This is a genomic window from Tsukamurella soli, assembly GCF_039541155.1.
Classification (GTDB): Bacteria; Actinomycetota; Actinomycetes; order Mycobacteriales; family Mycobacteriaceae; genus Tsukamurella; species Tsukamurella soli.
In genome coordinates, this window is record NZ_BAABFR010000004.1 from 19754 (window position 1) to 44711 (window position 24958).

Sequence of the window (24958 nt, forward strand, 5' to 3'; positions counted from 1 at the left end):
CGGGGCGATGGCGTCGAGCCGCGCGATCGCTGCGTTCGACCTCCCGTGCCCAACGCAGCAATCCACGCCCACTCGACTCAGTAGGTGTCGGCGCCAGCCGCCCGATCGCCGGCGAACCGGGCCACCAACTCCTCGGAGCCGCGCGCCATGATGCTGACGTCGGCGCCGACGAACACGAAGTCGGCACCGGCGTCGATCCACCGCTGCGCGTCCGCAGGCACGAAGGCGTTGACCCCCACCGGAACCCGCTCTGACCGCACCGCCGCGATGGTCGCGGCGACGGCGTCGGCGACCGCCGGCTCGGCAGTGCCCCGCCCAGGGAAGCCCATCGACGCCGCAAGGTCGGACGGTCCGATGAACACCGCGTCCACGCCGGCCACACCCGCGATCGCAGCCGCGTTCTGCACGGCCTCCGCCGTCTCGATCTGGACGGTGAGCGACACGTACCCGTCGGCGTTCGGCACGTATCCCGCCACCCGGCCCCAGCGGCCCGAGCGCGCGAGCGCCGATCCGATACCGCGGGACCCGAGCGGCGGATACCGTACGGCGTCCACCGCGCGGGCGGCGTCGGCGGCGTTGCCCACCATCGGGACGATCACGTTCTGCGCACCGGTGTCGAGGAACTGCTTGATGGCCACCGGGTCGTTCCACGGCACGCGTACCAGCGAGGTGATCGGGTAGGGCTCAGCAGCCTGGAGCAGCCCCACGACATCGCCGACGCCGAACGGGCCGTGCTCGCCGTCGATCAGCAGCAGGTCTGCACCCGAGCCCGCCATGATCTCGGCCGCCACGACCGACCCCGTCACCGTCCACACCCCGATCAGCGGGCCGTCGCGCCCGGCGAGGACGTCACGGAAGGTGGGCTTCAGACGAAGCGACACGTGACCTCTCCCATCCCCTGGTACTCGCAGACCACCTCGTCACCGGCGGAGATCCAGACGGGGCGCGTGAAGCTTCCCGCAAGGATGATCTCGCCTGCCTCGAGCCGGTCACCGTGCGCGGCGAGCTTGTTCGCCAGCCACGCCACGCCGGTGGCGGGGTGTCCGAGCACGGCCCCGGAGACCCCCGACTCGGTGATCTCGCCGTTCTGCTGCATCAGCGCGCCGACCCAGCGCAGATCCACCTCGTCGACGCGGAACTGCCTGGGCCCCAGCACCATCGCACCTAGCGCGGCGTTGTCACTGATCGTGTCGACGATCGTGCGACCGGCGAGCTCGATGTGCGCATCCAGGATCTCGAGCGCGGGCACCACCGATTCGGTGGCCGCCAGGACGTCCTCGACGGTGCAGCCCGGTCCGGAGAGTGCCGCATTCAGCACGAACGCAAGCTCCACCTCGACGCGGACGTTCGAGTACTTGCCGAACGGGATCTCGGCGCCGGACTCGAAGACCTGGTCGTCGAAGATCACCCCGTAGTCGGGCTCGGTGATCCCGGTGGCCTGCTGCATCGCCTTCGACGTGAGCCCGATCTTGCGGCCCACGATCCGGTGCCCGTCCGTGATCCGGCGATCGCGCCAGATCCGTTGCACCGCATACGAGTCCTCGACCGTCATCTGCGGGTAGCGCACCGAGATCTTGTCGATGGTGCCACCGGAGGCGGTGGCCGCGGCGAGTTCGTCGGCGATCGCGGCGACGGTGGCGTCGTCCAGCCCGCGGCCGGTTGCGGTCACCGGCATCAGACCTGGTGTCCCATCTTGAAGCCGACCTCCTCGGGGACGTCGCCGGACATCGCGTCGCCCGGCGCACGGGTGTAGCTGAACCCGTCGGCGCCGACGGTGACGGCCATCTCGCTCGAGTCGGTGCGTGTGATCACGGGCTGCGGGTTGCCGTCGAGGTCCAGGACCAGCGACGCCTCCGTGTACCAGGACGGCACCACCGGGTTTCCCCACCAGTCGCGGCGCTGGTTGTCGTGCACATCCCAGGTGATGACGGGGTTGTCCGGGTCGCCGGTGTAGTAGTCCTGCGTGTAGATCTCGACGCGGTGGTCGTCCGGGTCGAGGATGTACAGGTAGAAGGCGTTGGAGACGCCGTGCCGGCCGGGGCCTCGCTCGATCCGGTCGCTGATCCGCAGGGCACCCATCTTGTCGCAGATCTGGATGATGTTGTGCTTCTCGTGCGTGGCGAACGCGACATGGTGCATGCGCGGGCCGTCGCCGCCGGTCAGCGCCGTGTCGTGCACGGTCTGCTTACGGTGCATCCACGCGGCGTAGGTGGTACCGGCCTCGTCCTTGATGTCCTCCGACACGCGGAAGCCGAGGTCCTCCAGGTACTTCCGCCCACGGGGGACGTCCGGCACCACCTGGTTGAAGTGGTCCAGGCGCACCAGCTCGCCGGCGGAGTAGAGGTCGTAGCGCTGGTGCAGGCGCTGCACGTGGTCTGTGGCGTAGAAGAACTCGTACGGGAAGCCGAGCGGGTCCTCCACGCGGACGGAGTCGCCGATGCCCTTGACGAAGCCCTCGGCGGCACGCTCGGTGCGGCAGCCCAGCGCGCGGTAGTACGCCTCGGCGCGGTCGACGTCCTCGGGGGTGCGGACGCGGTATGAGAACGCCCGGACGGCGGCGACGGGACCCTTGCGCAGCACCAGGTTGTGGTGGATGAACTCCTCGAAGCTACGCAGGTAGATCGCCTCGTCGTCCTCCTCGGTCACGTGTAGGCCGAGCAGGTCGACATAGAATTCCCGGCTCTTGGCGAGGTCGGTGACGATCAGCTCCATGTATGCGCAGCGGACGATGTCCGGAGCCGGGACCGTCGGGGTGGCGATGGGGGCGGTGTGGTCGGTGGCCATGATGTTTCCTTAAGGGCTAGAGAAGGTTTGGAGGACTATTCGGCGCTCGCACGGAACCGCGCCGGTGTCGACCGGGCACGGTTGCGGGCTCCGCTCATTCTTCGCTGCACCCGAACCGCGCCGTGCTCGACTGGGCACGGTTGCGGGCTCCGCTCATTCTTCGCTGCACCCGAACCGCGCCGTGCTCGACTGGGCACGGTTGCGGGCTCCGCTCATTCTTCGCTGCACCCGAACCGCGCCGTGCTCGACTGGGCACGGTTGCGGGCTCCGCTCATTCTTCGCTGCACCCGAACCGCGCCGTGTGCACGTCGCCGAGGGTGATGTGCACGGCCTGCTGGTCGCTGTAGAAGTCGAGGCTGCGGTAGCCGCCCTCGTGCCCGAGGCCGGACGCCTTCACGCCCCCGAACGGGGAGCGCAGATCACGGACGTTGTGGCTGTTGAGCCACACCATGCCGGACTCGACGGACTGCGCGAACAGGTGGGCCCGCTCCAGCTTGCTGGTCCAGATGTACGCGGCCAGGCCGTACTTCGTGTTGTTGGCCAGCTCGAGGGCCTGCTCGTCACCCTCGAACGGGGTGATCGCCACGACCGGGCCGAAGATCTCCTCCTGGAAGATCCGGGCGTCGGGGGAGACGTCGGCGAACACGGTGGGTGCCACGAAGTTCCCCGTCTCCAGGCCCGCCGGCTGACCGCCGCCCGCCAGCAGCCGCCCCTCGCCCTTGCCGATCTCGATGTACGACATGACCTTCTGGAAGTGCTCGGGGTGCACCAGCGAGCCCACCTCGGTCTTCGGGTCGGACGGGTCGCCGACCCGGATCTTGCGGGCGCGGGCCGCGTACCGCTCGACGAACTCGTCGTAGATGCTGCGCTCCACCAGGATCCGGCTGCCGGCGGTGCAGCGCTCGCCGTTGAGGCTGAACACGCCGAACAGCGTGGAGTCGATCGCCTTGTCCAGGTCTGCGTCGGCGAACACGACGGCCGGCGACTTGCCGCCGAGTTCCATCGACATCGCCTTCAGGTCGGGTGCGCAGTTCGAGAAGATCAGCTGCCCGGTCTTCGACTCACCGGTGAACGAGATGATCGGCACGTCGGGGTGCTTGACCAGTGCGTCGCCGGCGTCCTCACCGAACCCGTTGACCAGGTTGAACACGCCGGTCGGCAGGTCGGCCTCCTCGAAGATGCCGGCCCACAGCGACGCCGAGAGCGGCGTGAACTCGGCCGGCTTGAGCACCACGGTGCAACCGGAGGCCAGCGACGGGCCGAGCTTCCACGACTCGAGCATGAACGGCGTGTTCCACGGCGTGATCAGGCCCGCGACGCCCTTGGGCTTACGGTTGACGTAGTTGATCTGCGCGCCGGGCACCTTGTAGGTGTCGTCGCGCTGCGCCACGATCAGGTCGGCGAAGAACCGGAAGTTCTCGGCGGCGCGCTGCGCCTGCCCCTTGGCCTGGGTGATGGGTAGGCCCGAGTCGTAGGACTCGAACGCGGCCAGCTCGCTGTCGCGGGACTCGACGATGTCCGCGATCCGGTTCAGGATCCGGGCGCGCTCGCGGTTCTTCATCCGAGGCCACGGACCGGAGACGAACGCCTCCCGTGCGGCCGCGACGGCCGCGTCCACGTCGGCCTTCTGCCCGGCCGCTGCGGTGGTGTACACCTCGTTGGTGACGGGGTCGAGGACGTCGAAGCGCTCGCCGCCGATCGAGTCGACGCGCTTGCCGCCGATGTAGTGCTGGATGTGCTCGGGTAGGTTGGTCGGGACGCGAGTCATTCGCTGCTCCTTCTGTTTTCGGTGATGCCGCATAAGTGAGTGAAGCTGGTTGAGAGGATCGGGTCAGGCGCCCGGGCGATGGAGGTAGGCGTGCGGCGTCGCGAGCCGGTGGGCGCGCACGGCGAGTTCGATGTCGCGCTGGTCGTCGCCCCGCTCGATCATCTGCAGGATCTGCTCGTGCTCGTCGACCGACGGGGCGGCGCGGCCGGGCACGAACGCGAACGTCGACGATCGCAGCTGGGACAGGCGCTGCCAGCACCGATCCACGAGGCCCACGAGGTGGGAGTTGGGGCAGGCGTCGGTCAGCGCCCGGTGGAACGCCTCGTTCTGCGCGGTGAACCGCACCGGGTCGAAGTCGTCGAGGCTGCGGCGCAGTTGCCCGTTGATGTTCCGCGCAGCCGTGATCTCCGAGACGGTCAGCAGGGGAGCGGCGAGTGCCACCGCGGCGCCCTCGACGACCGACATCGTCTCGGTCGTGTCGTGATACTCCTGCGGGTCGATCTCGGCGACCCGCGCGCCCACGTTGCGCTCGAAGGTCACGAGCCCCTCGGCCTCGAGCCGGCGCACCGCCTCGCGGACCGGCACGACACTGACCTCGGCTTCGCGCGCTATCCGGTCGAGCACCAGCCGGTAGCCGGGGCCGTACGTGCCGTCGCCGATCCGGCTGCGCAACAGGTCGTACGCCCGCTGAGACTTGCTGAGCTGAACGTTCACGACCCGCTCCCGGCCTTGGCGGCTGCGTATCTCGCGCGCCACTCCTTGTTCATCGGGAACAGCCCGTCCACCGGGTGACCCGCGCGGACCTGCTCGGCGACGTACTCCTCCTCGGCCTCCTTCGAGATGGCCTCGGCGGCGATCTCAGCGGCGAGGCGGGGTGGGATGACGAGCAGGCCGTCACCGTCGCCCACGATGATGTCGCCGGGCTGCACGGTGGCGCCGCCGCACGCGACGGTCTCGTCGACACCCCACGGGACGTGCCGCCGGCCGAGCACCGCGGGGTGCCCACCGCCGTGGTACGTCACGATGTCGATCGCGGCCACCACGTCGAGGTCGCGGACTGCGCCGTCGGTGATCAGGCCGGTGGCACCCAGGTGCTCGGCGCGCAGCGCGAGGATGTCGCCCAGGGTGCCGGCATCGGTGACGCCGCGTGCGTCGATCACCACCACGTCGCCCTCGCCGAGCGAGTCGAACAGCCGCTTCTGCGCGTTGTAGCCGCCGCCGTGGCTCTTGAACAGGTCCTCCCGGTTCGGCACGTAGCGCAGCGTGCGCGCGGTGCCGACGAGGCGTTGGCCGGGCTTGGTGGACCGCAGCCCGTCGATCGACACGTTGTTGAGGCCGCGGGCCCGCAGTAGCGACGAGAGCGTCGCGAGCGCAACGGAGTTCAGCTGCCTCTTCAGGTCGTCGGTGAGCACGGGCTCCGGCGCCGGCGCGGGCCGCCCGGACGCGTCCGCCCACTGCTCCGGCGTCGCCTTCGGCTGCGCGCTGTAGGCGGCGACGGGAACGGAGCCCTGCACCGCGGTCGTGGCGAGTCGCCCGGTGCTGCGGCCGCCCGCGACGACCTCGACCTCGACGGTGTCGCCGGGCGCGAAGACCGAGGCTCCCGCGGGGGTACCGGTGAGGATCACGTCGCCCGGCTCGAGGGTGATCAGCTGGGACAGGTCGGAGACGATCTGCGGCAGGGAGAACAGCAGTGTGTCCGTCGTGTCGTGTTGTACCGCTTCGCCGTTGAGGTAGGTGGTGATCTCGATGGCGAAGGGGTCGAGCTCCGCTGCGGGCAGGAGCGCGGGGCCGATGGGGGTGAACCCGTCACCGCCCTTGGAGCGAACATTGGCGCCCTTATCGGCCCAGCGGAAGTCGAAGGCGCCCAGATCGTTCGCCGCCGTGACGGACGCCACGTGCGACCACGCGTCGGCCTCGGCGATGTGGCGGCCGCCGGTGCCGATCACGAGCGCGATCTCGCCCTCGAAACCCAGTATCTCGGCACCCGCGGGGAGTTCGACGGCGCGGCCGGCGCTCAGCGAGGTGGCGGGCTTCAGAAAGTATCCGGGAGCCTCGGGGGTACGGCCCTTCTGAGCGGCGCGGGCGGCGTAGCCGATGTGCATCGCGAAGACCGTGCCGGGGCGTCTACCGAGCAGGTCCCAGGCGGCGCGGGCGTCCGGATTCGGTGTGGTCTGCGTCATGATCGAATCGTATACGATCACCCCGCATCACTGTCAAGGGTTCCTGTGACGCGCCACACGACGAACTTCGCCTCAGCCGCGGACATCCTCCCATGAACCACATTCTACCTGCGGATAATCGCATCACACCGACGTCCGCGGGTCTTGCGAAATGCCCGCCTGATCGTATATGAAAATAGATAGCGTGTTCCGCGACACATTCCCTCTCACCCCCCGCACCTATCCGAAGGGCACCCGTGAACCCCGTAAGCCGCCCGGCACAAGCCGGCCCCGCCTATCACGTCGGCGAGCAGCGCCGCGTCGTGTTCGCCACGATCATCGGCACCACCGTGGAGTGGTACGACTTCTTCATCTACGCGTTCGCGGCCAACCTGGTGTTCGCGCACCTGTTCTTCGAACCCGCAGGGCAGGGCATGCAGCAGATCCTGTCGCTGCTCACCATCGGCCTGTCGTTCCTGTTCCGGCCGGTCGGCGCGTTCCTCGCCGGTCACTTCGGCGACCGCATCGGCCGCCGGCCGATGCTGGTGATCACCCTCGTCGTGATGGGCGCCGCCACCACCCTGGTGGGCTGCCTGCCCACGTTCGAGCAGGCCGGCTACTTCGCCCCCTTCGCACTCATCGCCCTGCGCATCCTGCAGGGCGTCTCGGCCGGCGGCGAATGGGGTGGCGCCGTGCTGATGTCCGTCGAGCACGCCCCTATCGGGCGCCGTGGGCTGTACGGCGCGTTCCCGCAGCTCGGGGTGCCGCTCGGGATGTTGCTCGCGTCCGGCGTGCTGGCGCTGATGCGCGCGATCGCTCCCGGCGACGCGTTCGACTCGTGGGGCTGGCGTATCCCGTTCCTGTTGTCCGCGTTGCTGATCGCGGTCGGGTACCTCGTGCGCAGGTCGGTCGACGAGTCACCCGTGTTCCTCGAGATCCGGGAGCACGCCGAGCGCGAGTCGGCGCCGATCGCCACGGTCTTCCGCCGGTTCGGCATGCTGGTGGTGCTGTCGGTCCTGCTGTTCGCGGGCAACAACGCCGTGGGTTACATGGTCACGGGCGGCTACATCCAGGGCCTCGCCTCCACGCCGATCAACAAGGGCGGCTACGGATTCGACCCCGTAGGCGTGCAACTCGCCGTGGTGGCGGCCGGTGTCGTCTGGTTCCTCTCGACTCTGGCATCGGGCTACCTCGCGGACCGCATCGGCCGGAAGCGCACGTTCCTCCTCGGCTGGCTCGTCCTGGCCGTCACCGTCGTCCCCCTGTTCTCGCTCGTCCGATCCGGTCTCGGCCCACTGCTGCTGGGTGTGTGCCTGGTCGCCCTCGGCCTCGGCCTGACCTACGGGCCGCAGGCGGTGTGGTATGCCGAGACGTTCCCGGCGTCGGTGCGGTTCTCCGGCGTGTCGATCTCGTACGCGCTGGGCGCCATCGTGGGCGGCGCATTCGCGCCCACGGTCGCGCAGATCCTGGTGGAGCGGTTCCACACGACCACGGCGATCGTGCCCTACCTGATGGTGATGGTGATCCTCGGCGTCCTGGCGACGTTCCTCCTGCCCGAGCGGCGAGACATCCCGCTCGGCATCGAGTTCGAGAAGTCCGGCGGGTGGGACGACTGGACGGGCCGGAAGAAGTCCGCCGGTCCCGCGCGGATCGACAACGACGACGCACGCGCGTCCTAGAGTTCGCGTCACATTCGATGGGACTCTGTGTCCCGTCCCACTTATCCGCGCCGGCCCGCAGCCCAGGCCCGCCGATCGGAAGCACCCACATGATCGAATCCACGCCCGCACTACCGCATACCGCGGTCACCGATTCCTCCACGCCCGGCTCCGATCGGCGCATCCTGACGTTCATCGGTCTGTACTCCGCGGTGCTCTACACAGTGCTGCTCATCGCCCCCGTGATCGCAGGCCCGCTGACCGACCGCTTCCATCTCGACTCGACCCAGGTGGGCGCCCTGTTCTCGTGCGAGTTGGGGGCGTTCAGCCTCGCGACGGTGCCCGCGTACCTGTGGCTCACCCGGGTCTCCCCGGTCCGCGCGGTCACCGTCTGCACCGCGATCGTGGCGTTGGGCCACCTCGTGTCGGGCTTCGCGCCCAGCTTCGGCGTGCTGATCGTGGTCCGCATCGTCACTTCGCTCGCCGCCGGCTCGATCACCGTCATCCTGCTGACCCTGCCGCGGCGGACCTCGGATCCCGGGCGCGCGTTCGGGATGTTCGTCGTGGCACAGCTGGTGATGGGCGCGCTGATCCTCGCCGTGTTCCCCTCGATCTACGCCGGCCACGGTGTGGCGCCCGTCTATTGGACGTTGGCGGTCCTGACGGCGCTGTGTCTTCCCGCCGCGCGGCTGCTCCGGGGGATCGAGTTGTACCCGACCGACGACGGTGCCACACCGCCCGGTGCGGACACCCCGGCGGCCAAGCGGCCGGTGATCCGCTTCGCGGCCGGCCTGGCGGCGCTGTTCTGCTTCTACGTCGCGCTCTCGGGCGTGTGGACGTTCATGGGCAAGATCTCCGCACACGCCGGCAACGCCGCGGGCTCCACCAGCATCGTGCTCTCGGTCGCGACCGGCGCGGGCATCGCGTCGGCGCTGGTCGCGACGCTCCTCGGAGAGAGCCGGCTGCGCGGTCTGTACCTGGTGGGCGGCCTCGCGGTGATGGCCGCGGCTGTCGCGCTACTGCTCGGCGGTCCGGGACTCGTGCAGTTCCTGGTGGCCGCGGTGCTGTTCAAGTTCGCGTGGACGTTCGTGCTCCCGTACCTGCTGTCCGGACTGGCGGCGCTGCCCGGTGGCAGCCACACCATGAACACGGCCAACCTGATGATCGGCGGCGGCTTCGCGCTCGGCCCGATCCTCGCCGGAGTCCTGTCCAACAGCGGTGACTTCACCACGATGATCGTCGTGGACGCCGTTCTGCTGCTGGTGGCCCTCGTGCTCGCCGTGGTGCTGTGCGGCGGCCGGCTCGTCCTCGACCACGCCTGAACCGACGGAGATCACATGTCCGACAGCCGATCCGCAACATCCTCGTCCGCCGACGTCGTCCTGCTCGGCGGGGTGATCGACACGCTCGCCGACGGTATCGGCAGAACCGACGCGCTCGCGCTCCGCGACGGCCGGGTGGTCGCGCACGGCGCCGCGGCGCGGGCGCTCGCCGACGGTGCCGACACCGTCGACCTGCGAGGCGCGTACGTCATGCCCGGCCTGATCGACGCGCACAACCACCACTGGCTCGCCGGGCAGACGGAGCTGTACGAGTTCGAGATCCCACCCACCGCGCCGCTCGACGAGGTGCTGGAGGCGGTGTCCACCCGCGCCGCCAGCGCAGCACCCGGCGCGTGGCTGGTCGGCGGCTCGTGGGGCTCGGGCCTCCTCGGTGAACTGGACTCGGCGGCCACTCTGGCCCGGCTCGACGCCGCGGCCGGCGGACGGGCGGTGATGCTGCGCGACGACACCAAGCACAACCGGTGGGCCAGCCCGGCCGCGCTGCGCGCTGCCGGAATCGACTCCGCCACTGCCGATCCGGCCGGCGGCGAGATCCGGCGCGCGCTCGACGGTACCCCGACGGGTGTCCTCATCGAGGCCGCTGGGACGCTCGTCGAGCATGCCCTCGCGGCCGCCCAGCCGATCACCGACAAGATGCTCGCCGCCGCGAGCCGGCGCGGCATCGAGATCCTCCACACCTACGGCGTCACGGCATTCCAGGACGCGGCCGCGTCCGCCGCGCTGCTGCGCGGTCTGAAGTCGCTCGACGACCGCGGCGAACTGGCCGCGTGGGTCGTCACCAGCATGCTGGCGAACGACTTCATCTTCGGCGTGTCACCGCTCGGCGAGGGCATCATCTCCGAGCGGGCCGCCGCGGCGTCGCAGCACCACCGACCCACGTTCATCAAGATCTTCCTCGACGGCGTGCCACCCTCCCGGACAGCCGCTTTCACGCAGCCCTACCTGCCGGATCCGCACGGATGCACGCACTGCGGCGAACCGACCATGTCGCAGGACGAGCTCGACGGGTGGCTGCTGTCGACCGCGAAGCGCGGGATCGGCGCCAAGATCCACTGCACCGGCGACGCCTCGGTCCACATGGTGCTCGATGCCGTCGGCCGGGTGCGCGCGGCGGGCTTCACCGACGTGCTGTACCACGTGGCACACGGCCAGTTCGTGCTGCCCGAGGACATCCCCCGGTTCCGGGAGCTCGGTGTCGTGGCAGAGATCTCGCCCGCACTCTGGTTCCCCGGCGTGATCGCCGCCGCCAACGAATCCGTCCTGCCCGATGGACGCGGGGAGCGCATGCAGCCCAACCGCGCTCTGCTCGACGCGGGCGCCACCGTCATCGGCGGATCGGACTGGCCCGTCGCCGTGTCGCCCGATATCTGGGGCGCGATCTACGGGCTGGTGACCCGCCGCGATCCGACGGGGGAGTTCCCGGGCGAGTTGTGGGCCGAGCAGGCGATCACCCTCGACGAGGCGATCCGGGCGTACACCGTGGACTCCGCCCGAGCGCTGGGCATCGACGACGTGACCGGCTCCCTCGCCGTGGGGAAGTCGGCCGACTTCGTGGTGCTGTCCGCCGACCCGCACGCGGTCGACATCGAGCAGGTGCCGCAGATCCATGCCCGACAGACGTGGTTCGCCGGCGAGCCGGTCTTCACGGCCCCCTGAGATGTAGGTCACCCCGCCGGCGGGTTGGCCGACACATCCCAATGTCCTACATTTGACGGCGTGCCCGACCAACAGCTGACGCCCGCCGCCCGTGCGGTGCCGCTCTCCACGCAGATCGCCGATCAACTGCGGCACCGGATCGAGTCGGGCGAGTGGCCGGTGGGCCGCAGGATCCCCGGTGAGCACGAGTTGGTGGCGCAACTGCGGGTCAGCCGCAACACGGTCCGAGAGGCAGTGCGCGGCCTGGTGCACGCCGGACTGCTCGAGGCGCGACCGGGCGATGGCACCTATGTGGTGGCGACGAGTGCGCTCGAGGTCGCGTTGGCCCGCCGCGCCACCGCGGAGGACGCGCTCGAGGTGTTCGAGGCGCGCGAGGCGCTCGAGCTGTACGCCGCACGGTCGGCGGCCGAACACGCCCCACCGGGCGTCGTGGACCGGATGGCGCGGGCCCTCGATCGCCGCGACGCCGCCGGATCGCTCGCCGATGCGATCGCCGCCGATCGCGAGTTCCACCTCGAGATGTTCGCCGCGAGCGGCAACCGGTTGATCGCCGACATGTACCGCAGCCTCGAACGCAGCGACACCCTCGCCGTGCCGGCCGGCGTGCCCGAGGACGAGGCACTGCGACTGTTCCGGGAACCGTGGCAGCGCGACGATTCCCATCGGCTCCTGCTGGCGGCCGTCCGGGACGGCGATCCCGATGCGGCGCAGGCGGCCGTGATCCGCCTGATCCGGTTCGGACGCGAGCTGTTTCTCCGCAACGACGACGCGAACGGGAGCGCGCACCTATGACGAAGACCGCCGTGGATACCGACGGCAGCCGGGCGGAACCGATCGCCCGACGGGGCCTGGTCATCGCCGGGATCCTCCTCGTCGCCGCCAACCTGCGAGCTGGGATCACCGTCGTCGGGCCGCTGCTCGGGGAGGTCAAGACCGACCTGCACCTGCCGTCGACGGCGGTGTCCGCACTGATCGGCCTGCCGCTGCTGTGCTTCGCGGTGTGCTCGCCCGTGGTCCCCTACATCGCCGCTCGCTGGGGCATGGAGCGTGCCCTCGGCGCGTCACTCGCCCTGCTGGCGGCCGCGATCGTCCTCCGGTCGGTGCCCTGGGGGCCCGCGCTGTGGATCGGCACGGCGGGCCTCGGCATCGCGATCGCCACGATGAACGTCCTGCTTCCAGCGCTGCTCAAACGCGACCTCCCGCACGAGGCGACCCGCCTCACCGGTGTCTACTCGGCCGTGCAGTCCGCGACCGCCGCGGCGGCATCGGCGGTGGCAGTGCCCCTGGCCGGAGTGACGGATCACGGGTGGCGGCTCGCCTTCGGCGTGTGGGCCGGGCTCGCGCTGATCGCACTCGGCGGTTTCCTACCCCAGCTGCGTACCCGCGCGACGAGCCGGCAGGACGTAGCGGCCGCGCCGCAGTCACATCCGGCGGGGCAGTCGTCGCCGTGGCGCTCGGCGCTCGGCTGGCAGGTGACCGTCTTCATGGGATCGCAGTCGCTGTTCTACTACACCGTCCTGACCTGGTGGCCCACGATCGAGGAGGCACACGGGACGTCCGCGGCGCGGGCGGGGCTGCACCAGGGCATCATGCAGGTGTTCTCGATCGGCGGCAGCCTACTGGCGACGGCGCTGTTGCACCGGCTCCCGAAGGACCAGCGCCCGGCGATCCTGCTGCTGGTGCCCATGGTGGCCGTCGCGGTGGTCGGGCAACTGACACTGCCCGGAGCCGCGTTGGCGTGGAACGCGCTCCTCGGCACCGCGATCGGCGGGATCATCGTGATCGCCCTGGCCCTGTTCACGCTCCGCACCGGCCACCACGGCTCGGCGGCGGCGTTGTCGGGCATGGCGCAGTCCGTCGGCTATCTGCTCGCGGCGGCCGGTCCGACGTTGATCGGTGCCCTGCATGACGCCGCGGCGACGTGGACGGTCCCGCTGATCGCGCTGCTGGTGCTGCTCGCAGTGGAGTTCGTCGCCGGCATTCTGGCGACCCGCGACCGCACCCTGGCGTGACGACCCGGCGCCGGACGGCGTCCGCGCGCTACCGCCGCGGCAGGTCGAGCCGGCGTCTGACGACTATCGCGCCCGCCACGACGAGCACCGCGGGCACGACCAGCGCCGGCTGCCCGGTCAGCTCCGCGACCAGCACCACAGCGGTGAGCGGCGCACCCGATGTGGTGGCGAGGAACGCGGTGGCCCCGAGCACCGCATACGCCGCGACCGCGGAACCCGGCCACAGCAGAGTCCACAACCCGCCGAGACAGGCACCGAGGGCGGCCCCCATGGCGATCGACGGCATGAGGGTGCCGCCGACGGCCCCCGACCCCAGGCTGGCCGAGGTGGCCAAGCCCTTCACCACCCCCAGAGCACCGACGCCGAGCAGTGCTACCACGGATGTCGTGACCGATGACGGAAGGTGGAACGAATACTCGCCGAGCGCGATGCCGTTGCCCAGGATCTGCGGCGCGATCATCCCGACCGCACCCACCGCGGCGAACGTGGCCGGCATCACGAGCAGCAGCCGCCGACCGTTCGGTGTCACCGTGCGCGCTCGCTTGGTCAGCCACAAGAACCCCAGCCCGCCTACGCCGAATACGGGACCGGCGACGATCGACCACACGATCAGCGCGGGGGAGACCGACGACTGCGGGACGGCGAACGGATGCGCAGTGTGCACGAGCACCTGCGCGACGAGGGTCGCGATCGCGCTGGCCGCCAGGGCGGGGACGACGGTGCCGAGGGCGATCTCGCCGATCAGCACCTCCACGGCGAAGACCGCCCCGCCCAGGGGCGCGTGGTAGATGGCCGCCAGGCCGGCAGCCGCGCCGCAAGCGACCAGGGTGCGCGTCCGGCGAGCATTCAGCCCCAGCCCCCGGGTGATCGTCTGGGACAGCAGCCCGCCGATCTCCCGCGGAGCGACCTCCTTGCCGATGGACGCTCCGAGGGCCACCGCCACGATCTGGATCACCGCGTTGACGAGAGTCGAGACGAAGGGCATCCGCTCACCCGCGACGGCTGCTTCCACGCTCACCAGCGCCGAACCCCGCCGCCGTACCGCCCACCACGCGAACGACGCCACGACACCGGCCGCGACCAGCGTCCCGAACCGCGCCCACCGCGCCGTGAGATCCGCCGCCTCCAGCGGGGTCTGCCAGGCGAACCCGAACACCGCGAGTTGCACCGCGTGCAGGACAGTGAAGGCGATCGCTCCGCCGATACCGCCCGCGACCCCGACGAGGACGACCGCGCACGCCCCGCGCGCATCCGGCAGTGCAGGCCGTAGCCACCGGGGCGCGCGGTCAGGCGGTGTCCGGACGACGGGAACGGGTTGCGGGGGGTTCATCGGGGCCTTTCAGGACGCTGCCGGCACGACGGCGGCTCGGCCGCGGGCAGGCTGGGAAACACGTCGCGCGCTCACGCGGCGACAGCTATGATTCTCTCTGGTAGGACCAGATATGCAAGCAGATGTGACAGATCAAAGGCAGTTTCTGGTCCTCTGGTAAGACCAGAGGAGCGCATGTGTCGGTGTGGAGCGGGATCGACATCACCGGGGAGTCCATCCCCGAGCGTCTGTCTGCGCAGATCGCCGCGATGATCGACTCCGGCCGGGTCCCGCCAGGCGCGCACCTGCCCAGCGAGCGCGCGCTGATGACCCTGCTGGGCGCGTCGCGGATCTCGGTGCGGCAGGCGCTCCAGGATCTGGAGTTACGCGGCTACCTCATCCGCCGGCCGCGGAGCGGACGGATCGTGGCGCCGCCCGGTGAGCGCGAACGCGACGGCAGCATCTTCGGGGTGATGACGCAGGACCAGCGGGCGATCCGCGAGGTGATGGATCTGCGGTCCGTGGTCGAGCCGCCGATCGCGGAGCGTGCCGCCATGCGCCACCGGGTCGCCCAGCTGCATCTGCTGCGCGACCCGCTGGAGGCGGCCGAGGCGGCGCTGCTGGTACGGCCCATGGAGCGGGACACGCTGCAACGCTATGACGTGTTGTTCCATCTGGCGATCGCCAAGGTGACATACAACCCGATGCTCGAACGGCTCATCGCCGAGACCGACGCGTGGATGGCGCCCACCCGCCAGGTGGCCTTCCAGACGGAGCGCCGGATGCGGGAATCCGTCGCCGCGCACCGTCGGATCTATGACGCGATCGCGCGCCGCGACGCCGCGGGCGCCGGCGCCGCGATGCACGACCACCTGACGGACGTGCTCGCGGCGATCGAGCCGCTCACGGCTCCCGCACCTGCGGCGTCCACGATTCGCAATGCGCCCGCCAATGGAGACGACCACGGAAGCGCCCGGCCGGCGCCGACCTGAAGCACGATCGGCGCCGGGCGGGCTCCCGGGCTCAGCCGAAGGCGAGCGTCGGGACGTCCACGATGTGCGAGCCGCCGTCCACCACGATGGACGCACCGTTGATGTAGGTCGCGTCCGGTCCCATCAGGAAAGCGACCACACCGGCGATCTCCGCGGGGTCGGCGGGCCGTCGGAGGGGGACGTCCTTCGTGACCACGCCGTACGCAGCCTCGACGTCGGCGGCGGCGCCGTCGGACACCAGCTGCGCCATCTCGGCGTCGGCCATCGGGGTGCGTACCCACCCCGGACACACGGCATTCGTTCGAACACCGAACTGGCCGTAATCCCTTGCAAGCGAGCGCATCAGGCCGATCAGCGCATGCTTGCCGACGGTGTACCCCGCGGTCTCGGGCGCGGCCCGCAGCCCCGCGAGGGAGGAGATGATGCAGATCGCCCCGCCGGACGCCCGCAGCGCCGGAAGCGACTCCCGCGCCGTGACGAACGCGGTGTCGAGGTTCGCCTGCAACGAGCTGCGCCAGGCCGCGTCGTCGGTCGCGCCGACGTCGCTGTAGCCGTGCCCGCCGGCATTCGCCACCACGCCGTCGATCCGCCCGTGCCGGGCCAGCACGTCCGCGACCACGCCGCGCACCGCGGCACCGTCGGCGGCGTCCATGACGGCCGTCTCGCAGCCCGTCGCGGCGGCCGCCTCGTCGAGGGGGCCCGGTCGCCGGCCGCACGCGATCACGGTGTGGCCGCCGCGCACCAGGCGCGCGACGATGGCGGCGCCGATACCGGTGCCACCACCGGTCACGAGATACACACTCACAGTTCGACTCCCAGCCGGTCCGCGATCGCACCGTAGCCCGGCAACTCCTCGGCACGGTCGAGATCCTGTTCGAGCGCCGCCCACACCGCGGGCCGCCGCCGCTTCAGGGTGTACGCGGCGACGAGCGCGATCACGACGGCGATCGGGATCAGCCACGGCAGCTTGCCGATCATCGGGCTGTCGCTGCCCGCCATCGCGGGGAAGTTGGCGAACGCCAGCACCGTCGCGACCCACAGCCCGATGCCGCCGAGTCCCGGCAGAATCAGCGTGGTCAGGTACTGGGTGCTCTTGGCGCGGCGGAAGTGGACCACGACGGCCGTCGCCGCGAGTGCCTGCAGGGTGACGATGCCGAGCGTCCCGATCCCCACGAACGCCGGCACCAGCGTGGTGGCCGGGTCCGCGCCGATCACGGCGAAGATCAGGGCGACGACGGTGGCGACACCGAGCTGGACGGTCGAGGCCACGACGGGCGCGCCGGTCGTGGCCCGGGTCCGCGCGAGCGCAGCCGGCAGAACGCCGACGCGCCCGAGCGCGAACAGGTAGCGGGTGGCGGCGTTGTGCAGCGCGAGCAGCGCCGCGAACAGGCTCACCAGTAGCAGCACCTGCATCAGGACGGTGGGCCAGTGGCCGAGGTTCTGCTCCGACACGAAGAAGACCAGGTCGCCGGCCGAGAGGTGCGCCTTGCCCACGTCGCCCGCCTGCGCCACGCCGACCGCGGAGACGATCGCCCACGTCGTGATGGCGCCGATGGCACCCAGCACGATCAGTGCCAGGTACGTCGCCCGCGGGATGGTGCGGCGCGGGTCGCGCGCCTCCTCGCTGAACAGGCCGGTGGCCTCGAACCCGACGAACGCCGTCGCCGCGAACAGCAGCCCCAGCCCGATCGATCCACCCGTGATCACCTTCGGATCGAAAATGTGCATGCTGTAGCCGTGCCGCACCAGGACCGCGATGTCCAGGGCGACGATGATCGCCACCTCGAGCGTCAGCGACACCGCGAGCACCTTGGTGGAGAAGTCGATTCCGCTGCGGGTGAGCAGCCACGCCAGCACCACCGAGATCAGGCTCCAGACCCACCACGGCGAGTGCAGCCCCGTCAGGCTCTCGATGATGCTGCCGGTGAAGAAGCCGCTGGTACCGATTGCGCCGACGACGAAGCAGTTGTAGCCGACGAGCGCGACGCCGGCGGCCACGAGCCCGGCCGTGCGGCCGAGCCCACGCACGACGTACACGTAGAACCCGCCGGCGTTGACGATGGTCTTGGCCATCTGCGCGTACCCGGCCGCGAACAGCAGGAACACGATCGTCGCCGCGACGTACATGATCGGTGTGCCGCCGCCGGTGCCGATCGCGATACCGATCCCGGCCACCACGATCATGCCGGTCAGGGGCGCGACCGCGGCCAGCACGAGGAACACGATCGCGCCGACGCCGAGCGATCCGCGCTGCAGGCCGCTGTCAGGAGTGGTCATCACTCGCCCGTCTCGTGCTCGGTGCGGTTCAGGATCTCGGCGAGGGCGCCGACGGGGAAGTTGGCGACGGTCGCGCCGTCGAATCCGCCGAAGCCGTAGATCTTCCCGTCGGTCCGCATCTGCTGCAGGTCGATCAGGATCAGGCCCAGCGTGGGAACGATCTTCTCCCGCCAGGGGAACAGGTAGAGGTCCCCGCGGATCTTGTACGCGCGGCAGGCGTCGACGTCGGCCAGGTCGCGCTCCACGCCCTTGATGCAGTGCCACGCGTACAGGGTGGGCGTGAAGTACACGTGCTCGTACTGCTCGTTGGGCGAGTAGGTGTACCGATTGCGGAGCCCGACGAGCTCGTCGGTCGGCTGGTGGGCCTGCCCGGGCGAGCTGGGCGCGGGGGCGACGACGGTGCCGTGGTCGACCCGGGCGGTCACGAGCGTGGGCTCGTCGCCGCGCCGCACGCGGGTGTACGCGCTCTCGGCCGCCTCCGCCGCGGTGGGCAGATGCCCGATCACGCGGGTGGCCTGCCCGCGCTCGACGTCGACCACGAAGGTCAGCGACGCGACGCGGCCCTCGTCCTCGGTGATGGCGCGGTCGACGAAGTAGACGCCGGGCCGAACGGAGGTGATCCGCACCGGGACGTCCGTCGCGGCCTCGGCGCCGGTCCAGCCGGCGCGCTGGTCGCCGATCTCGAGCTCCACTGTCTCGCGGCCGAATTCGATCGTCAGCGTGGCGCCGCGCAGGCCGTCGGAGGGATCGAGGACGTGCGCGCCGGGCGCGAAGCCGTCGCCGAGCGCGGCGACGGGGATGAACTGCTCGTGACTCGTGGTCACCGGGTCTCCTCAAGGGGGTCGGGTTATCGGACTGGTCGGATCTGGGAGGTCGCGCTAGTGCGGCGACGAGGTGTCGGGCAGGTCCAGCGCGGGGTTGCGGTCGAGGAAGCCGTAGGGCTTGAGCAGGAAACCCGAGTAGTCGACGGGCATGACCGGCCAGTCCTCGGGGCGTGGGATGTGGGTGGGGCCGAACACGTGCCAGACGACGATGTCGGCACCGTCGACCTGCCGGGGTCCGGCGGCCGCCCCGGCGCTGCCCTCGCCCGGGGCGGCGACGTAGGTGGGCAGGCCGGCGCCGCCCGAGTGTTGGTTGACGGCGATCCCCGCAGGGAAGATCTCGTCGCGTCCGTAGCCGGTGACCCAGAGATGCTTGGTGGCGAACGCGGCCCGGGCGGCGACGGGAGCGTCGTCCGCGGCCAGCAGCACCGGCGTGCCCTGCGGGATCAGTTGGTACTCGGTGGGCTTGCCCAGCCGGTTGGTGCGCTCGGCGCTGCCGATGTGCCAGGTGCGGCCCATCAGGTTGTCGGCCATCCGACCGCCCGGCTCGGTGACGCGTGTCTTGCGGTACGTGAAGGCGTTGCCGTGCGGGTTGTCGGGACCGGTGGGGATGCGCACCAGGTCGACCTCGTCGACGTAGTTGGCGCCGCCGTCGACGGCGGCGTCCAGGCGGGCGCAGAACAGGTGCTGGTGGACCGGCGCGAACAGGCCGGGTGCGATCTCGGCGGAGTGCGGATGCTCGGTGCCGGGCTCCTCGGCGCCGCAGAAGACGATGCCGGTGGCCTTGGCCTCGAGCTGGATCGTGCCGTCGAGGTAGAAGTACCAGAAGAAGCCGTAGTCGTAGTTGCCGATCGTGGCGAAGTAGCTGATCACCAGCCGGCGCGACCGCCGAGACCGGGACGGCCGTCCCGGTTCGGTGTGCTTCCAGAGGATCCCGTAGTCCTCCTCGTGCATGCACACGGCCTGCGGGATGGTCACGGGGTTGCCGTCGTCGCCCGCGAGGTGCGCGTCGAAGTAGTGGATCAGGCCCACACAGTCGCAGCCCAGCGCCAGGCTGTTGGCGTTCTTGCCGAGGTGGTACTCGCCGGCGTCGAAATAGCTGATCCAGTACCGCGTCTCGGTGGTGTCGCCGTACGGCACCACCATCTCCGGGACGCTCGCGCGGTGCAGCACCGGTCGGGTCCCGGTGCCGTCGTCGAACCCGATCCCGTTCAGTACCAGCCCCTCTCGCATGGAGAAGCCGACCCGCAGCGTCCAGTTCTCCCACCGGACCTCGCTGCCGTCGACGGTGAAGCTCGGCCCCTCGGGCTGGGTGATCTCGATGGGCTTGAGGCTGGTGCGGGCGGGCCCCACCGCAGCGGCGTCGTAGTTGCCGTGCTCGGCGGGGACGTCCACGATCCGCTCGTCGACGACTCGCAGCACCTCGCCGAACGTGAGGTCGATGGTCACGACGAGGCCCTCGACCGGGTGCGCCCACGGGCTGTCGTCCGGCGTGTCCCGCAGGAAGGTGAGCGACCGGATGGCGCGGCGACCGATCTCGTCGGGTCGGCCGAAGTAGCCGGGGGCCAGCGGTGCGCAGAACGCCAGCGCGATCGTCTCCTCGCCGAAACCCCGGCGCGCCATCGACTCCCGCCACTGCGGGTCGGCCTTGACGATCGCGTCGACCCGGTCGTACTCCTCGAACAGGTATGGCGGCTGCCCGTACGGCGCCACGTCCGACGGCACGGCGGTGGTCGACTCGACTGTGCCGGCGGGCAGCGCGACCACCGCATCGGTGCTGCGCCCGGTAGCGGTGTCCAGCAGGATCGTCGAGATCCGCCGCTCGATCGGTGCGCCGGGACGCCAAGCGGCGAGGTAGTCCTTCGGGGGCTCGCAGAGCAGCTGCTGCGCGAACCGGACGGTCGGCCCCAGCAGTCCGGCACCGTCGAGCACCTCCCGCACCCGTGAGATCTCGCCCGGGGTGAGCCCGTCCGTGGGGTGGGTGACCTCCAGGGACATCGAGCGTCGGCCCACATTCGGCCCGGCGGAACTGCAGCAGCTCGACGGGCTGCTCTGGGTCGCGCACATAGATGTCTCCTGAAGGTGATGGCGTGGTGCAGATCACCGTAGGGCGGCGGAGATGCGCGAGGTTAGTGCTTCTGCGCAGCCTCGTTGTCAACAGATGCACCGTGCGCGGTCTGCCGATACGACCGCGGCGACGCCCCGAAGCGCTGCTTGAACGCCTTCGAGAAATGCGCCGCATCGAGAAACCCCCACTGCGCGGCCACTCGGTTGATGGGGAGCGCAGTGAGCAGCGGGTCGACCAGGTCGCGTCGGACGTGCTCGAGTCGGCGCTCGCGGATCCAGCTCGCGAGGGTCACCCCCTCGGTCGAGAAGATCGCGTGCAGGTGTCGTGTCGAGATGAAGTGGGCCTTCGCGATCGACGTCGGCGACAGCTCGGGGTCACCGAGCCGTGCCTCGATGTACTCGCGGATCGACCGGACCAGGCTGCGTTGGGGATCGAGCGCCTCGCCCTTCACGAGCTCGCTGGACAGGAGCGTGACCAGCAGGTCGAGCGCCGTGTGCAGCAGGCGGATGCCCGCCGGTTCGCGCAGACCATGGATCGCGGCACCGAGATCGAGGAAGAACGAGTTGACCACGCGCCCGAGCGCGGTGTCACGGGGGAACACGACCGCGGTGAGTCGGGCGAGCTCGCTGGGCGGCAGGTCTATCAGCCGGTGCGGCACCATGATGACGATGGCGTGGTTGTCGGTGTCGAACTCCAGCCGGTAGGGACGGCTCGTGTCGTAGATCGCGAGGTCGCCGGGGCCGATCGCCGCGGTGCGGCCGTCCTGTTCGAGCGTGCAGCTCCCCTCGAGCGACAGGCTCAGCTTGACGTAAGCGACGTCGGACCCCGCGATCAGCTCGGGCGTGCGCCGGACGATGTGCGGCGTCGCCACGATCTCGTTGACGCAGATCTCGTCGAGCACTGTGACCGTGAGGCTGCCGCGGAACTCGACCCCGCCGTTCTCCTGCACGTCGAGCGGCACGAAGGAGCGGCTGACCAGGGTTCGCCATTCAGTCAGACCGATGTCCCGGTGCTGTTCCCGACGGCCGTCACTCACCAGTCGAGCCTATCGCCTGGAACCGCCCGGATCAGACGTCACGGATCCCCCGACGCGCATCCGCTGGGGCGGTGATATGGCGCGACGTGGTCGCGTTTCGACGACACGACGGGTCACCGGGGCGGACTGCACCGGCCGTCGACTCATCGGATCGTCCGGGAGGTGACACAGTCGGACACGTCGTGGAGATCCACGACCGCGCGTAGGGTGTGCGTGCATGGGCCGGATCGCGGCGGGTCGCGCCTCCGCGCGGGCCGCGCTAGCAGTTGCGTCGAGGCGTCGACCGCTGTCCGCTGAAGCTACCTCCCAGCCCCCTCCGCACGGAAAGCGAGCCGGCCATGACCGTCGACCCCGACCCGAAGCAGACCTCCACCCGCGTCCCCGGCCTCATGCCCGACGTTCCGCGGCAGGGCGGCTTCGGGCCGCTCACAGACGGTGCCTGGTCTAGTAAGCCGTACCACCACGCGGCCGCGTCCTGGGGCGCCGCGCAGTCGGTCGGCAGGATCCTGCTCCGGCAGCGCGAGCTGGGCCGCGGTACGCATTCGATGTTCGTCATGAACCACCCCACGGGGTACGACTGCCCCGGCTGCGCCTGGCCCGACGACACGAAGCTCACGCTCGACTTCTGCGAGAACGGCGTCAAGCACGTCACGTGGGAGATGACGCCCAAGCGGGTCAGGCCGGAGTTCTTCCAGACCCACTCCGTCACCGAACTCGCAGACTGGACCGACTACGACCTGGAGAACCAGGGCCGTCTCACCGAGCCCATGGTGTACGACCCGGACACCGACCATTACGAGCCGATCTCGTGGCAGGCCGCGTTCGACCTGATCGGCGCGGAGCTACGCGCATTGGACGACCCGAACCAGGCGTCGTTCTACACGTCGGGCCGCCTGAGCAACGAGGCCACCTTCCTCTACCAGCTGCTGGCCCGCGAGTACGGCACCAACAACCTGCCGGACTGCTCGAACATGTGCCACGAGGCCTCGGGCCGCGCGCTGACCGCGTCCATCGGCACCGGCAAGGGCACCTGCGACCTCGCAGACTGGGAGGAGGCCGACGCCCTGTTCATCCTGGGCGTGAACGCGGCCTCGAACGCACCGCGGATGCTCACCGCGCTCGCCGATGCCACCCGCCGCGGGGCCACCGTCGTGCACATCAACCCGCTGGTCGAGGTCGGTTCCACCAAGACCATCGTGCCGCACGAGATGGTCGACATGGCCCTGTTCAAGGCCACCGCCACGTCGAAGATGAACATCCAGGTCCGCCCCGGCGGTGACCTGGCGTTGCTCCGCGGCATGGCGACGGTCGTGTTCGAGGCCGCCGAGACCGATCCGACCGCCCTCGACCAGACGTTTCTGACCGACTACACCGCCGAGTTCGAGGCGTACCGAGCGCTGGTCGCCGCCACCAGTTGGGCCGAGATCACCGAGCAGGCCGGCCTGCCCGAGGCCGAGATCCGGCGGGCCGGTGAGATCTACCTGAAGTCGGAGAAGACGATCATCAGCTGGTGCCTGGGCGTCACCCAGCACGAACACGGCGTCGACTCGGCCCGCGAGATCGTCAACCTGCTGCTGCTGCGCGGCAACATCGGCCGCCCCGGCGCGGGCCCGTCACCGGTTCGTGGGCACAGCAACGTGCAGGGCAACCGGACCTGCGGTATCGACCACCGGCCGAGCGAGACGTTCCTGGCCAGGCTCGACGAGGTGTGCGGCATCACCTCACCCCGTCAGCATGGTCTCGACACCGTGACCACCGTCGAAGGCATGCACGATGGCAGCGTGAAGGTGTTCGTCGGCATGGGCGGCGACTTCGTGATGGCCGCCCCCGACACCACCCACACCGCCGCCGGGCTGCGCAGCTGCGAGCTCACCGTGCAGGTGAGCACCAAGCTCAACCGCAGCCATCTGGTGCACGGCCACAAGGCCGTCATCCTGCCCTGCCTCGGCCGCACCGAGAAGGACCTGCGCGCCGCCGGCCCACAGGGTGTGACCGTCGAAGACGCGATGAGCATGGTGCACATCTCCGTCGGCAAACGCCGGCCCGCCTCCGCGAACCTGCTGTCCGAGCCCGCCATCATCGCCGGCATCGCCGCCGCCACCCTTCCGAACAGCGCGACCCCGTGGCAGTGGTACGTCGAGGACTACGACCGCATCCGCGACGTCATGGCACGCGTGCTCCCCGGCTTCGACGGCTTCAACGACCTGATCAAGCCGCGCGGTGGGTTCCGCATCCCGCAACCCGCCCGGCAGCGGGTGTTCCTCACCCCGTCCGGCAGAGCCGAGTTCTCCCTGGCCCCGCTACCCGACGTGATCCCCACCGACTCCGACGTGCTCGTGCTGCAGACCATGCGCTCGCACGACCAGTGGAACACCACCATCTACTCGAACAACGACCGATACCGGGGCATCAGGAACCTCCGCGAGCTGATCTTCCTGAACGAGGCCGACATGGCCGCCCGCGGCCTCACCGAAGGCGACTTCGTCGACATCACCGCCACGTCGAAAGACGGCTCGTTACGCACCGTCCGTCGGTTCCGGGCACTGCGCTACGACCTGCCCAAAGGCAGTGCCGCCGGCTACATGCCGGAGATGAACGCACTGATAGGCATCGCCGATTACAGCACACAGAGCGACCAACCACTGATGAAGAACGTCCAGGTACGCGTCCGTCCCAGCACCGACTGACACCGCGCTCAGCCCGCTCGACGCCAGCGGCGACCCCGCCATCGATACCGACGCTTGCGGGCACCCGCGTCGGTAGCCGTCCGGTCAGGGCTCCTCGGCCTCGAACATGAGGATCTGCACACCGCCGGTGGCGTAATTGGGGACGTCCCGGTTGACGGCGACACCCTCCGGCGAGGCCAGGGCGGCCTGCAGGGCCTCGGCGGAGTCGAAGTCGGCCTCGAACAGTGCGAAGTAGCCGGCGCCGGCCGGCGCCACGACGTCCAGGCTGAACCGCGCGGCCCGCAGACCGGGCAGCTTCATCGCCAACGGCACGTGGACGGCGCGGTAGTGCTCCTCGAACGCTCTGCGATCGGTGGGTTCGGGGTATAGAACCAACATGCGGTACATG

Annotated in this window: 20 protein-coding genes; 7 read left to right on the forward strand and 13 right to left on the reverse strand. The window is 70.2% G+C overall.

Going from position 1 to position 24958, the window contains the following annotated elements; translation table 11 throughout:
• Positions 1–77: 77 nt before the first annotated feature.
• The 6 genes from ABD908_RS02075 to ABD908_RS02100 form a co-directional block, all read right to left on the reverse strand.
• Positions 78–881, reverse strand: coding sequence for an HpcH/HpaI aldolase family protein (locus tag ABD908_RS02075; RefSeq protein ID WP_344990179.1), 804 nt, complete (start codon positions 879–881; stop codon positions 78–80).
• A complete protein-coding gene (locus ABD908_RS02080) occupies positions 866–1675 on the reverse strand; it encodes a 2-keto-4-pentenoate hydratase (protein WP_344990182.1) in 810 nt (269 codons plus the stop codon). The genes ABD908_RS02075 and ABD908_RS02080 overlap by 16 nt, the downstream gene beginning before the upstream one ends.
• Positions 1675–2784 (reverse strand): 3,4-dihydroxyphenylacetate 2,3-dioxygenase, encoded by a 1110-nt coding sequence (hpaD, locus tag ABD908_RS02085; RefSeq protein ID WP_344990184.1) that lies wholly within the window; start codon positions 2782–2784, stop codon positions 1675–1677. Before hpaD ends, ABD908_RS02080 begins: the two co-directional genes overlap by 1 nt.
• A gap of 271 nt (positions 2785–3055) precedes the next feature.
• A complete protein-coding gene (hpaE, locus tag ABD908_RS02090) occupies positions 3056–4552 on the reverse strand; it encodes a 5-carboxymethyl-2-hydroxymuconate semialdehyde dehydrogenase (protein WP_344990187.1) in 1497 nt (498 codons plus the stop codon).
• Positions 4553–4615: 63 nt separating this feature from the next.
• Entirely contained in the window at positions 4616–5266 is a 651-nt protein-coding gene (locus ABD908_RS02095) for a GntR family transcriptional regulator (protein ID WP_344990189.1), read from the reverse strand.
• Entirely contained in the window at positions 5263–6732 is a 1470-nt protein-coding gene (locus tag ABD908_RS02100; RefSeq protein WP_344990192.1) for a fumarylacetoacetate hydrolase family protein, read from the reverse strand. The genes ABD908_RS02095 and ABD908_RS02100 overlap by 4 nt, the downstream gene beginning before the upstream one ends.
• 236 nt (positions 6733–6968) lie before the next feature.
• Here ABD908_RS02100 and ABD908_RS02105 point away from each other — a divergent pair, with 236 nt between their 5' ends.
• From ABD908_RS02105 to ABD908_RS02125, 5 genes are all read left to right on the forward strand, one after another.
• Positions 6969–8390: an MFS transporter gene (locus ABD908_RS02105; RefSeq protein WP_344990194.1), complete on the forward strand. Its 1422-nt coding sequence runs from the start codon at positions 6969–6971 to the stop codon at positions 8388–8390.
• An 89-nt stretch (positions 8391–8479) separates the two neighbouring features.
• Positions 8480–9691: an MFS transporter gene (locus tag ABD908_RS02110; protein ID WP_344990197.1), complete on the forward strand. Its 1212-nt coding sequence runs from the start codon at positions 8480–8482 to the stop codon at positions 9689–9691.
• Positions 9692–9706: 15 nt separating this feature from the next.
• Positions 9707–11368, forward strand: a complete 1662-nt coding sequence (locus ABD908_RS02115; RefSeq protein ID WP_344990200.1) for an amidohydrolase — start codon at positions 9707–9709, stop codon at positions 11366–11368.
• 60 nt (positions 11369–11428) lie between these two features.
• The gene (locus ABD908_RS02120; protein WP_344990202.1) at positions 11429–12160 is read left to right on the forward strand and encodes a FadR/GntR family transcriptional regulator; all 732 of its coding nucleotides are present in this window, start codon (positions 11429–11431) and stop codon (positions 12158–12160) included.
• The gene (locus ABD908_RS02125) at positions 12157–13380 is read left to right on the forward strand and encodes an MFS transporter (RefSeq protein ID WP_344990205.1); all 1224 of its coding nucleotides are present in this window, start codon (positions 12157–12159) and stop codon (positions 13378–13380) included. The genes ABD908_RS02120 and ABD908_RS02125 overlap by 4 nt, the downstream gene beginning before the upstream one ends.
• Before the next feature lie 28 nt (positions 13381–13408).
• Here the strand turns inward: ABD908_RS02125 and ABD908_RS02130 are convergent, their stop codons facing one another.
• Entirely contained in the window at positions 13409–14710 is a 1302-nt protein-coding gene (locus ABD908_RS02130) for a chloride channel protein (RefSeq protein ID WP_344990207.1), read from the reverse strand.
• A gap of 176 nt (positions 14711–14886) precedes the next feature.
• Here ABD908_RS02130 and ABD908_RS02135 point away from each other — a divergent pair, with 176 nt between their 5' ends.
• Complete coding sequence (locus ABD908_RS02135; RefSeq protein ID WP_344990209.1) at positions 14887–15681, forward strand: FadR/GntR family transcriptional regulator; 795 nt, start codon at positions 14887–14889, stop codon at positions 15679–15681.
• A 31-nt stretch (positions 15682–15712) separates the two neighbouring features.
• Here the strand turns inward: ABD908_RS02135 and ABD908_RS02140 are convergent, their stop codons facing one another.
• From ABD908_RS02140 to ABD908_RS02160, 5 genes are all read right to left on the reverse strand, one after another.
• Positions 15713–16486, reverse strand: a complete 774-nt coding sequence (locus ABD908_RS02140; RefSeq protein WP_344990211.1) for an SDR family NAD(P)-dependent oxidoreductase — start codon at positions 16484–16486, stop codon at positions 15713–15715.
• Positions 16483–17958: an APC family permease gene (locus ABD908_RS02145; RefSeq protein ID WP_344990214.1), complete on the reverse strand. Its 1476-nt coding sequence runs from the start codon at positions 17956–17958 to the stop codon at positions 16483–16485. Before ABD908_RS02145 ends, ABD908_RS02140 begins: the two co-directional genes overlap by 4 nt.
• Positions 17958–18782, reverse strand: a complete 825-nt coding sequence (locus ABD908_RS02150) for a MoaF C-terminal domain-containing protein (RefSeq protein ID WP_344990216.1) — start codon at positions 18780–18782, stop codon at positions 17958–17960. Before ABD908_RS02150 ends, ABD908_RS02145 begins: the two co-directional genes overlap by 1 nt.
• 54 nt (positions 18783–18836) lie before the next feature.
• Positions 18837–20777, reverse strand: coding sequence for a primary-amine oxidase (locus tag ABD908_RS02155; protein ID WP_344990219.1), 1941 nt, complete (start codon positions 20775–20777; stop codon positions 18837–18839).
• A 131-nt stretch (positions 20778–20908) separates the two neighbouring features.
• Positions 20909–21883: an AraC-like ligand-binding domain-containing protein gene (locus ABD908_RS02160; RefSeq protein WP_344990222.1), complete on the reverse strand. Its 975-nt coding sequence runs from the start codon at positions 21881–21883 to the stop codon at positions 20909–20911.
• A gap of 338 nt (positions 21884–22221) precedes the next feature.
• Here ABD908_RS02160 and ABD908_RS02165 point away from each other — a divergent pair, with 338 nt between their 5' ends.
• Entirely contained in the window at positions 22222–24570 is a 2349-nt protein-coding gene (locus tag ABD908_RS02165; protein WP_344990224.1) for an FdhF/YdeP family oxidoreductase, read from the forward strand.
• Positions 24571–24654: 84 nt separating this feature from the next.
• Here the strand turns inward: ABD908_RS02165 and ABD908_RS02170 are convergent, their stop codons facing one another.
• Positions 24655–24948: an EthD family reductase gene (locus ABD908_RS02170; protein ID WP_344990227.1), complete on the reverse strand. Its 294-nt coding sequence runs from the start codon at positions 24946–24948 to the stop codon at positions 24655–24657.
• Positions 24949–24958 lie beyond the last annotated feature (10 nt).